The sequence below is a fragment of the Microbacterium sp. J1-1 genome, assembly GCF_024498615.1.
In the GTDB taxonomy this organism is placed as follows: domain Bacteria; phylum Actinomycetota; class Actinomycetes; order Actinomycetales; family Microbacteriaceae; genus Microbacterium; species Microbacterium aurugineum.
The window spans coordinates 652334-663101 of record NZ_CP089590.1; the positions used below are offsets into that span (position 1 = coordinate 652334).

Sequence of the window (10768 nt, forward strand, 5' to 3'; positions counted from 1 at the left end):
TCGCTCACGTGGCGTCAACGCAAGTTCTCGGTCTTGTTCATCGAGAAGGATTTGGCGATGCTCCGAGATGAGGACGGAAGTGAGGTCGAAGTCGCTCTCGACGAGCTTCGACATGATGCAACACCGGTGCCTAGCGACACTTCAGGTCTGCTGAACCTTCCTCTGCAGGTGCAGGACATCACGCCGGACATGGATGCGTGGCTGCAATCCTGCATACGTATCGAGGCGACCCGAGAAGAGATCGGGGTCGGGAAGGCTGTTGAAGCAGAGCGCGAGTGGCTGGAGGTGCGCCTAAGTAGAACTGTCTCCACGCGCGCCGTGGAGCGTCGGCTTAAAGCGTTCCGAGAGCAGGGGACGACCACTGCAGGCAAAGGCTCCCCACGCAAGAGCACATGGGATCCACGCCTCGTCGAGGCCATCAACCACGTACTCGGAGGAAAGAGCCGCGCCTCGACTGTGAGTCGAACTACAGCGATCGAACAAATCATGAGGCGCGTCGAACGTCTCCACGGCGATGCGGTGAAGCTGCCGAGCCGAGCGACGTTCTTCCGACTTCTCGAAGCAGACGAGCACGGGCAATTCACCTTCGGTTCGGCCAAGACTCGCGAGTCGCTTGCGCTTCAACCCGACGGCACATTCGGCACTCGCACCGCACTGCGTCCCGGCGAACTGGTCGAGATGGACTCCACGCGGATTGATGTCATGTTGCGGATCGATGACGAAACCGTCGGCCGGCCCGAACTGACGATTCTCCTTGACGTCGCAACGCGCTCGATTCTTGCCGCGATGCTCCGCCCCGAAGGGACGAAGAGCGTCGACCTGGTGGCTGTCCTTGCACGGGCCCTGGTGCCCTATGGCCGGCGTATGGAAGGGGTTCGCGAGACCCGACAGCTGATTTCGACGGCATGGGCTGACGATCAACTGATCGATCAGGAGCGATTTGAGCGATTGCGTATCGCGCAGCCGTATGTGTTTCCGGACACGATCACCACCGACCGCGGACGAAACTATTTGTCGCGGCATTTCCGCGCTGCGTGTGAAACCTTGAATATCTCGCTGATCACCTCGGCGCCGCACACACCAACGGACAAACCGCACGTAGAGCGAGCGTTCGGGGCAATCAACTCAATGCTGCTGCAGCATGTGAAGGGATATGTCGGCCGCAGCGTCGAACATCGCGGGCGCGACACAGACACGGAATCCGACGAACTACTGACGATCGCACAGGCCCAGGAGCTCCTAGAGGACTGGATCGCGGTCGAGTGGCAGAATCGTCCGCATGACGGACTGCGGGACCCGTTGCATCCGCGCATCAAGTTGTCGCCGAACGAGATGTGTCGCGCGTTCCGCGCTTACGTGCCCGAACTCCACGTACCGCTGACGCGAGACGACTACATCGCGCTGCTACCTGTGGACTACCGAGTTCTGAACCGCTACGGCGTGCGCATCGATAACCGCGTCTACAACTCCGAGCGGCTCAAAGGCCTGTGGAGGCGCAAGTCTCCTGACAAAGCGCGGAACGGCCGATGGCCGATCCGCGTAGACCCCTACAATCTGCACGTCGTCTGGCTCGAGCGGGACGGCGAGTTCATCCCTCTGAGATGGTCCAATCAGGTCCATGAACTCCCGATGCTGGGTGATGTCTGGCGGTACGCTCGCACGTCGCGCTCCGGTGGTGTCGCGGATCTCGATGCTGAACGTCGCGAGCTTGCGATGGCGATCAAGGCGTTCGCCGGTCAAGGGAATCCGGCCCCTCGAAGCAACGGTCAGAAGCGAAGCGGGCGAGAGCGCGCTCGATTGGCAGCGATCGCTGAAGATCCGATGAACTTCACCAGTGTGAAGGGCATCGAGGACGAGAAACGACCTGCTGACGATGACAATTCGTCCATCGAGACCACCTCTACTGAGGAATGGCCTAACACCGGTGGCTTCCCTCTCATCGGAGACAGGCTCGACGAGGTGCGGCGGAGGATCGACGAATGATCGAGATCGCGACCAAGGAAGGCTGGCGCGAGCACGTCGACACCGCGTATGAGCGCCCGGCGCCGGTCACATCCGAGGAGCTTCGGGCCATGAGCTTCGGGGACCGCGCGTTATACAACCAGGGACGAGCTCAATACTCGCAGGCAGGCGCCTTCGTGCGGACACCGCAGTTCGAAGCCTTCCAGCGAGCCGTGCGGGATCGCGTCATGCTCAACGCCTACCGACGAGTCGGGAAGCTAGGCCTGATCCTCTCGGGGGAGCCAGGCCAGGGCAAGACTACTTCGCTAGTCGAGATCGGTAGAGCACACGAACGCAGGCGGCGAGACACCGGCCACCCGGCTGCGGGGCCGGGCATGCTCCCAGTCGTGTATGTCGCGGTACCCGCCCAGTGCTCAGCCAAAGCTCTGATGCATGAGTTCGCCCGATTCCTTGGTCTCCCGGTTCTCAGCAGGATGACCTACGGGGACCTGCTGGAAGCGGTCTCGAACGCCCTGCGCAGATGCTCCACCGAACTTGTCTTGGTCGATGACGTGCATCACCTCGATCTGAAGTACCGGCAGAACGTCGAGGCATCAGACATGCTCAAGCAGCTTTCCGAGCGATGTGGAGGCACGTTCGTCTACGCCGGAATCGCAGTTGAGGGGACCGGACTTCTCGACGGCTCACGTGGTGGGCAGATCGGGAAGCGATTCGAAGTGCACGTGGCCTTACCATTTCCTTTGATCTCGACCGCGGAGAAGGCTCGCTGGGGTGATCTGCTTCTCGCCATGGAGAGCTCACTGTGTCTAGCAGAGCAACGGCCAGGATCGATTCTGTCCGCGGCGCCGACACTGCACGCGCTGACGGGCGGGGAGATCGGACTGCTCAAGGACCTCTTGCAGTTCGCTGCCCTGAGCGCGATGGACGACGGAACCGAGAAGCTCGATTCGGCCGCATTTGAACGCGATCTTGCCCGCCGTCAGACGGCCGCAACGCTCCACACAAGCAAGCCGCGACGATCGCGAACGCCTGTAAGTGCGGCATGACCTCGCGTCCCGGGCTTCCGACTTCCGTTCGCCTGTATCCGGGAGAAACGGCGGCGAGCTACTGGGCGCGGCTTTGCGCCGCAAATGCAATCGGCGAAAAGGACCTCTGGTTGGCGTTGCGACGCGAGGATCGAACCCTCCCAATTCGGGTGACACCGAGAAGCGCCCTCCGGAAGATCGAGGCGTTGGGTGGGCTTCCGGATGGTGCATTGCTCCGCGAAGCCGGCGGTCGCGCCTGTGGACATGGTGGCGCCACGCGTCAAGTCGAATGCCCGAGTTGTCGCATGATTCCGGCAGCTGTGGCTCTCTGCAGACGGTGCGCCCGAGGCGATCAGGTCACAGTCGCGCGTATGCACGGTCCGGTCTGCGTGCGACACCGGAGGTGGCACGGAAGCGGCCGAGATATTCCCCTGCCGGGGAGGCACAAGCACCTGCTCGCGCAACGCCTGCTGAATGGAACTCTCACTCGGCGCTTGACCCCTGATCTTGGACACGCTGATTCCAGCACGATGCTGGGGAAGCGAGAATCCAAGGGATGGCTAGGAAGAACTACACGGACGAGTTCCGGCAGCGCGCGGTGGACTTGTATGAGTCCACGCCGGGTTCGACGCTCAAGGGCATCGCCGGGGATCTCGGGATCTCTCGGGGTGCGCTGAAAGAGTGGGTCGACAAGTTCGGCTCCGGGGTCACGGTTGCTGCTGCGTCGCCGCCGGGGGCGACGGGGCGACCGGAGTCGCAGGCGGCGAAGGTCCTCCGGTTGGAGGCCGACCTCGCGGCCTTGCAGGCCGAGGCCCGCAAGCTCGAGACGGAGCGGGACATCCTCCGTCAGGCGGCGAAGTATTTCGCCGGGGAGACGAACTGGTGAACCGCTTCCAGTTTGTTGAGGATCACAAGGACGCCTACGGCGTGAAGCGGTTGTGTGAGGTCGTCGAGGTCGCCCGCTCGTCGTTCTACGCCTGGCTGGACTCCGCCGGGCGGCGAGCCGCGAAGGCGACAGACGACGCGGTGTTGGCGGCGCGGATCCGGGTGCTCCAAGACCCCGCTCAGGGTGGCGACCGCGCCTACGGGGCGCCCAGGATCACTGCCGACCTCAACGACGGTGTGCCCGTGGCGGAGCGGGTGAATCACAAGCGCGTCGCGCGGGTAATGCGTGAGCACCGTCTCGCGGGGATCCGGTTGCGACGACGGGTGAAGACCACGATCCCGGACCAGTCCGCCAGGCGCTTCCCCGACCTGATCGGACGGGACTTCTCCGTCGGCGACCCCGGCCGCCGCTACGTGGGCGACATCACCTACCTGCCTATCGCCGACGGCACGAACCTCTACCTCGCGTCCTGCATCGATCTCGGCTCCCGGAAGCTCGCGGGCTGGCAAGTCGCCGACCACATGCGCACCGAACTCGTCGAAGACGCCCTCCGTGCCGCGCACGGCGACCGCGGGTCGCTGGTCGGCGCGATCTTCCACTCCGACCACGGCAGCGTCTACACCTCGAAGGCCTACGCCGCGCTCTGCGAGCAGCTGGGCGTGACCCAGTCCACAGGCGCGGTCGGCACGAGTGCCGACAACTCACTCGCGGAAAGCTTCAACGCCACGCTCAAGCGCGAACTCCTCGCCGGCCGGTCAGCGTTCCCGGACCAGGCCACCGCCTACCGGGCCGTGTTCCGGTGGGCGAACCGCTACAACACTCGCCGGCGCCACTCCGCGATCGGCAACATCAGCCCGAACGCCTACGAAGCCGCACGCTCCGCTACGCTCGCGGAAGCGGCATAATCGAACCGACACCGTGTCCACGATCAAGGGCCAAGGCCCGGGAGGGCGCTTCGCACAATCTTCAACGCTCCTGCTCGAGCAGCCTCGGCGAGCACCCTGCCGTGAAACAGTGGCCCTGTTCGGTACATTGATGCGACCGACTGGATCTGTCACGTATTGAATCATCTCGCCTCGAAAGACCACGAATGGAGCCCCCATGGCCCAGGACTACCCGCTCGAGGAACTCAGTCCGCGCGCTTTCGAACAGATGACGATCGCCGTGTGTGAGGAGGTGTTCGGTCCAGGGCTTGAAGCCTTCGGGGCGGGGCCGGACGGGGGGCGCGAGGCCACCTTCCGTGGGCTCATTCGGTGGGGCACCGAGCCTGACGATCCGAACGTGTGGGATGGGTACACGGTGATCCAAGCGAAACAGCGCGAGCATCACTCCGTCGATCCCGCTAACAACCTCTCTTGGCTTCTCAAGCAGATCGACGCGGAACTCGAGAAATGGCTGGACATGTCCAGCACCCGGGCTTCAGTCCCGGACCACCTCCTTTTCGTCACGAACGCCCGCATCTCGAGTGCGCCGGGCGCCGGCATCGACCGCCTCACCGCGCACCTTGCCAAATGGTTGGACAACCCCGCGTCCGGCGACCCGAGAGTCACCCTGCGAAAGCGCGGCCTTCGACAGATCCGGGTGTGGCACCGAGACAAAGTCAACTCTCTTCTCACCGCGCACGGATCCGTGCGCAACGGGTTCAGGGCTCTCCTCACCGTGGGTGACCTGCTCGAACGCCTCACTCAGATTTCCGACACCTTGAGGCCCGACGAGCTGCATCCCTTCTTACACACCCACGCGGGAGCGGCGCTGTCCGCCGAACGCTGGGTCCATTTTCAAGAAGCTGGCGGCAGCGACCGCGAGTCCGTCGAGCAGATCGTCATCGACCTGAAAACTACCGACGAAGACGCAACGGAGTCTACGGTCCTCTCCGAGATCTTCACCCGGTCAAGCGCTGTGCTGAAACCCATGATGGCCGATCGGGTGGAGCGCCCCCACGTCGTCATAACCGGACGAGCAGGAAGCGGCAAGAGCACCATCACGAAATTCGTCACGCAGGCATTTCGCTCACAATTTGCGGCAGAAGAGTCTCTGCCACCCACCGCTCGGCACGTCCGCGAAGCAACCGAGGCAGCATTCCGCGGCCTCGGGACGGATGGTCCTACCGGGCGGCGATGGCCCGTGCTCATCAGGCTCACGGATTTCGCTGCGGCCATCGGGCCGAGCGGCGACCTCATGCTGCTCCGATTCCTCGCCGACACGATCTCGCGCCGGGCCGACATCGACATCAAACCGAACGTCCTCAAACGGTGGCTCACCTCCTGGCCGTCGATCATCATCCTCGACGGGCTCGATGAAGTGACCGCGCTCGAGGTCCGCCCACGAGTGCTCGACGCGATCACCTACTTTGTGGAAGACCTCGAGAACAGCAACGCCGACCTCCTCTGCATCGTCACCACCCGCCCCTCCAGCGACGCGGAACGATTCATGCCCGAACGATTCCGTCAACTTAACCTCACCTCCCTCGATCGGGAAACAGCAGAACGCTACGGGCGCATGGTCACTCAACGGCGCCTCGCCGACGATCCGGACCGCCGAGACCCACTCCTCGCGTCCCTGGAACGTCAGTTCTCACTGAGCACGATGCAACGCCTCATGAAGACTCCGCTCCAGGTACTGATCATGACGATCATCCTGGAGCGAGTCGGAACACTGCCCTCGGACCGCTACCAGCTCTACTCCCAGTACTTCGACACGATGTACACGCGCGAAGCAGGAAAACCCACCACCCTGGCACCCCTCCTCGCGTCACAGAATCACGCCATCATCTATCTGCACGAAACGGTCGGCCGGGTCCTCCACATCAAGGCGGAAACTTCCGGAGGCGAAAAATCGGTGATGCCCCGCGGGCAGATGCGCGAGCTTCTCGACGCCCGACTCACCGAACTCGAACACGACACAGACCGCCTCCGAACCCAGATCGGGGACCGGATCATGCAAGCCGCAACCGAACGGCTCGTCCTCCTCGTGCCCGCCGAAGACGACGGGTTCGCCTTCGAAGTCCGCAGCCTTCAAGAACTCATGGCTGCTCGGTCACTCGTGAAAACCAACGACGCCAACCTTCGCACGCGGCTCATCGCCCTCGCCCCCAGCCCGCACTGGCGCGCAACCTGGGTGTTCATGGCCGGATACGTATTCTCCAACGGCACCGACGAACAACGAGAAATGATCGTCCACATCGTGGAGAACGTCGACATCGGCGAGACGTGGCCCGGCTGGTTGAGCCCGATCGGCCCCGAACTCGCCGCTGCCCTCCTCGACGATGGCCTCGCCACCCAGACACCTAAATGGCTGCGCCGACTCGTCCAAGTCGCCCTCCGAGCATTGACCGGCCCGGCACCACGCAACATGCAGGCGTTCGCGGACGGCCTCACCGCAGCAGCCAGCGCCGATTCCACCACACGAAGCCTCATTCGCAACACACTCATCCAGGCCCTATCCGGGACTCCACGAGCAAGTCACACCGCCCGGTTCCTCCTCGCGATGACCAAGCTCGACGCAGGGATCAGTCAGGCAGCGCTCCGGGACGCCACAGAACCGATCTTGTCGAGAACCTCCGAGACCTTCGACTGCCTCGGCACCGTCCTCGAAGACCACATCTCGTCGCTGCCAGAACCCGGCGACGCGGTCGTGGCCCTCAGACCCCTCCTCGATGCTTTGAACTTCTACCACGCACCACCGTTCGGCAGCGGCGAGGTCGGCGTGACCCTCGTGCACAACGACACCGTCACCGACAATTCGACCGCGCAACTGATCGACGACCCACACACCGCCGCACTCCTCGAAGTCCTCATCGCCTCTCTCCCCCTCGAGAGCTGGCGCGTCCCGCACGGGGTGTCTGTCATCTACGAACGCGGCGCCGGCCGCCGCCCCGTCTCCGACCAACTCGACTGACCGTCACGAAACTGCACGCGAACCCCAACCGCCGCGCGCGCCGCACACATGCACGGAGACGAGTGGAGATGAAGTCGGCCATTTCGGACTGTTCCCCACTTCGGCGACGCGGGTCGTGGTGCCGATCTTGCCGCTGGGCCTGACCAGACCCCGCTCAGCAGCCGGTGGCGACACCGACCGGAGACTAGGGACGCTTCTTCGACCCAATCGACTTGAGCCCGCGGCGTCCACGGAGTAGACCGAGGTCCCGTCCTTGGTGCGGTCGTTCGAGCCGGCTCAACACAGCGTGTTGGGTCTCTGGCGTCCAAAAGATCGTGAGGCGCTCTCGAGCTCGGGTAACCGCCGTGTAGAAGATGCTGTGTGAGAAGCGGTCGGGCCTTGGCCCTTGATCGTGGACACGGTGTCGGTTCGATTATGCCGCTTCCGCGAGCGTAGCGGAGCGTGCGGCTTCGTAGGCGTTCGGGCTGATGTTGCCGATCGCGGAGTGGCGCCGGCGAGTGTTGTAGCGGTTCGCCCACCGGAACACGGCCCGGTAGGCGGTGGCCTGGTCCGGGAACGCTGACCGGCCGGCGAGGAGTTCGCGCTTGAGCGTGGCGTTGAAGCTTTCCGCGAGTGAGTTGTCGGCACTCGTGCCGACCGCGCCTGTGGACTGGGTCACGCCCAGCTGCTCGCAGAGCGCGGCGTAGGCCTTCGAGGTGTAGACGCTGCCGTGGTCGGAGTGGAAGATCGCGCCGACCAGCGACCCGCGGTCGCCGTGCGCGGCACGGAGGGCGTCTTCGACGAGTTCGGTGCGCATGTGGTCGGCGACTTGCCAGCCCGCGAGCTTCCGGGAGCCGAGATCGATGCAGGACGCGAGGTAGAGGTTCGTGCCGTCGGCGATAGGCAGGTAGGTGATGTCGCCCACGTAGCGGCGGCCGGGGTCGCCGACGGAGAAGTCCCGTCCGATCAGGTCGGGGAAGCGCCTGGCGGACTGGTCCGGGATCGTGGTCTTCACCCGTCGTCGCAACCGGATCCCCGCGAGACGGTGCTCACGCATTACCCGCGCGACGCGCTTGTGATTCACCCGCTCCGCCACGGGCACACCGTCGTTGAGGTCGGCAGTGATCCTGGGCGCCCCGTAGGCGCGGTCGCCACCCTGAGCGGGGTCTTGGAGCACCCGGATCCGCGCCGCCAACACCGCGTCGTCTGTCGCCTTCGCGGCTCGCCGCCCGGCGGAGTCCAGCCAGGCGTAGAACGACGAGCGGGCGACCTCGACGACCTCACACAACCGCTTCACGCCGTAGGCGTCCTTGTGATCCTCAACAAACTGGAAGCGGTTCACCAGTTCGTCTCCCCGGCGAAATACTTCGCCGCCTGACGGAGGATGTCCCGCTCCGTCTCGAGCTTGCGGGCCTCGGCCTGCAAGGCCGCGAGGTCGGCCTCCAACCGGAGGACCTTCGCCGCCTGCGACTCCGGTCGCCCCGTCGCCCCCGGCGGCGACGCAGCAGCAACCGTGACCCCGGAGCCGAACTTGTCGACCCACTCTTTCAGCGCACCCCGAGAGATCCCGAGATCCCCGGCGATGCCCTTGAGCGTCGAACCCGGCGTGGACTCATACAAGTCCACCGCGCGCTGCCGGAACTCGTCCGTGTAGTTCTTCCTAGCCATCCCTTGGATTCTCGCTTCCCCAGCATCGTGCTGGAATCAGCGTGTCCAAGATCAGGGGTCAAGCGCCCCCTTACGAGTGACCCGTGCCGAACATGTCCGGAGAAGCGCAGAGCGTCGGCCTCGGTAAGATCACGTGACCGCCAGGAGGCCACGTGATCTGTCTAGCCGCCCTCGCCTGCGTCGCGCCGGCCCCTAATCCTCTTGCCGACCTGGTGCAGGTGGGGATCCTGGTCGTCGCGGCTGTGGCACTCTTCTGGGCTGTCCGGGAGTGGGTATGGGGCGGCAGCATCCTGAAGGTGCAGCTCGAGCTCGGCCAAACCGATGGCCTCCGGATGGTACGTGCCTCTCCGGCAGATATGGAGAACCCCGATGCCATCGACTGGCGGATGCCATACAGACTGGACGGTCCCGCACTCGATGTCGCTGTCATCACAGTGATCAACAAGGGCCGAACCCCGGTGACGGTACTCAGCCCGGCGCTGCTCTTCAGCTCGAAGGGTGCGGAGGACTTGCGAGTGTCGGGTCAGCTGGTAGGCGGCAGCTGGGGAGAGGACGAAAGCCGGATCCGGCTCGAGGTCCATGACTCCTGCGTCTTTACCCTGATGCTGCAGCCGATGGCCGTCATCGCGCGCAGCGACATGACCTTCCAGAAGCCTCAAGGAGCGGGGGGAAATATCTGGGCTCGCGCAGCCGTGACGTCGGGGAAAGGTGGCGTCAAACTATCGCCGAGCTCCGTCCGGTCGAGAGCGAAGTGGTACTCGCTGAACCGCCTGGATGCTCGATGGAAGGTGAGCACTCCGTTGCGCGGGAAACCCCTCACTCCCACCGAAGAGCTGATGGCGCAGTTCCTAGCCCCCGGCGGAGATGTCTACGATCAATCGGTGCTGCTCGGCAGCGTGCTCGGTGCCGCGGAAGCAGGAGAATCCGTGAACGAGCTCGCCGCGCGGGTCGAAGACCGATACGGGATCATGAATGCCGGCAAGATCGCGATGCGCGCGATGGTCCTCGCTGGGAAGCTCTAGGGGCTTCGCGGCCTTCGAGAGTGCAGGCTGACCGCTACGCCAATGGCTGCGCACGGGCACCTCGCCCCGGGCGCTTCTGATTGGGGAGGGTAGTGCGGGGTGCAGCTGTGTACGTGAGCGTGAGGATCTCGCCAGCTGCAGGGGTCTTCACGGCGAGTGGTCGATAGGTGCGTTCCCACTCGGCGGGCACCGCGAACTCCGCAGGCGGCTCCAGGTGAGACAGGCGCGTTTCGCGTCGATCGCCATCTGCAGCCCGCCACTATGGCGTAGTTGGTGAAGCCCGCGTGCAGGAAAGTTCTGGTGAGGATCGCGCCTGCCTTGCTGGCCGA

Annotated in this window: 7 protein-coding genes; 6 read left to right on the forward strand and 1 reads right to left on the reverse strand. The window is 64.3% G+C overall.

Annotated features, from left to right (window positions below):
* Positions 1–33: 33 nt before the first annotated feature.
* The 5 genes from LRQ07_RS03040 to LRQ07_RS03055 all read left to right on the forward strand — a co-directional run bounded on the left by LRQ07_RS03040 (position 34) and on the right by LRQ07_RS03055 (position 7770).
* Positions 34–1983 (forward strand): Mu transposase C-terminal domain-containing protein, encoded by a 1950-nt coding sequence (locus tag LRQ07_RS03040; protein WP_157523994.1) that lies wholly within the window; start codon positions 34–36, stop codon positions 1981–1983.
* Positions 1980–3008 (forward strand): ATP-binding protein, encoded by a 1029-nt coding sequence (locus LRQ07_RS03045; protein WP_045264203.1) that lies wholly within the window; start codon positions 1980–1982, stop codon positions 3006–3008. Before LRQ07_RS03040 ends, LRQ07_RS03045 begins: the two co-directional genes overlap by 4 nt.
* Positions 3005–3664 (forward strand): TniQ family protein, encoded by a 660-nt coding sequence (locus tag LRQ07_RS18545; RefSeq protein WP_413775529.1) that lies wholly within the window; start codon positions 3005–3007, stop codon positions 3662–3664. The genes LRQ07_RS03045 and LRQ07_RS18545 overlap by 4 nt, the downstream gene beginning before the upstream one ends.
* Positions 3586–4778, forward strand: a protein-coding gene (locus tag LRQ07_RS03050) for an IS3 family transposase (RefSeq protein WP_413775543.1) whose coding sequence is annotated in 2 segments (ribosomal slippage) — positions 3586–3853 and positions 3853–4778 — 1194 coding nt in all. Because the reading frame shifts where the segments join, the coding sequence is not laid out codon by codon here. Before LRQ07_RS18545 ends, LRQ07_RS03050 begins: the two co-directional genes overlap by 79 nt.
* Positions 4779–4974: 196 nt before the next feature.
* Positions 4975–7770, forward strand: a complete 2796-nt coding sequence (locus LRQ07_RS03055) for an NACHT domain-containing protein (RefSeq protein ID WP_046746359.1) — start codon at positions 4975–4977, stop codon at positions 7768–7770.
* Between the two features lie 412 nt (positions 7771–8182).
* Here LRQ07_RS03055 and LRQ07_RS03060 read toward each other — a convergent pair.
* Positions 8183–9417, reverse strand: a protein-coding gene (locus tag LRQ07_RS03060) for an IS3 family transposase (protein ID WP_256534569.1) whose coding sequence is annotated in 2 segments (ribosomal slippage) — positions 8183–9108 and positions 9108–9417 — 1236 coding nt in all. Because the reading frame shifts where the segments join, the coding sequence is not laid out codon by codon here.
* Between the two features lie 152 nt (positions 9418–9569).
* Between LRQ07_RS03060 and LRQ07_RS03065 the strand changes: the two genes are divergently transcribed.
* Positions 9570–10439 (forward strand): hypothetical protein, encoded by an 870-nt coding sequence (locus LRQ07_RS03065; protein WP_062635599.1) that lies wholly within the window; start codon positions 9570–9572, stop codon positions 10437–10439.
* Positions 10440–10768: the final 329 nt, after the last annotated feature.